The organism is Mesorhizobium sp. M2A.F.Ca.ET.042.01.1.1 (assembly GCF_003997405.1).
In the GTDB taxonomy this organism is placed as follows: domain Bacteria; phylum Pseudomonadota; class Alphaproteobacteria; order Rhizobiales; family Rhizobiaceae; genus Mesorhizobium.
The window spans coordinates 1-385 of the sequence record NZ_RZRX01000665.1; the positions used below are offsets into that span (position 1 = coordinate 1).

The window sequence follows — 385 nt, forward strand, 5'->3', positions numbered from 1 at the left end:
TGCCGGTTGCGACAGGAATTGTAGGCCACGCGGATCGCCCCGCAGGATCGGCAGCCCTCGACATGGCCGCCGAGCTCGGCCGTCCGGCAGAGCTCGATCGCGCTCATCACACGCCGCTCGACACGTCCGAGATGGCCGTCATGAACCTGCCGATACGCCTCGCCGTGGCGGCCGAAAATATCCGCCACCTCCAGTCTCGCCGACATGGGCGGAACCGGTCAGCCCGGCGGCACCACTTCAATGTTCAGCCTGTCGAGCGGGCTCGTCGTGCGCCGGATGAGGCCGTTCGAGACCTTGGTGTAGCGTGCCGTCGAGGAAAGATTGTTGTGGCCAAGCAGCACCTGGATGATGCGGATATCGGTGCCGTTCTCGAGCAGATGCGTGG

2 protein-coding genes are annotated in these 385 nt (G+C 65.2%); both read right to left on the minus strand.

What is annotated here, in order from left to right:
• Positions 1 to 206: transposase zinc-binding domain-containing protein (locus EOA23_RS35435; RefSeq protein ID WP_189341857.1), on the minus strand; the 206-nt coding region annotated here is incomplete at its 3' end.
• 12 nt (positions 207 to 218) lie between these two features.
• Positions 219 to 385, minus strand: a 167-nt coding sequence (locus EOA23_RS35440) for a tyrosine-type recombinase/integrase (RefSeq protein WP_127307362.1), incomplete at its 5' end; no start/stop codon positions are given.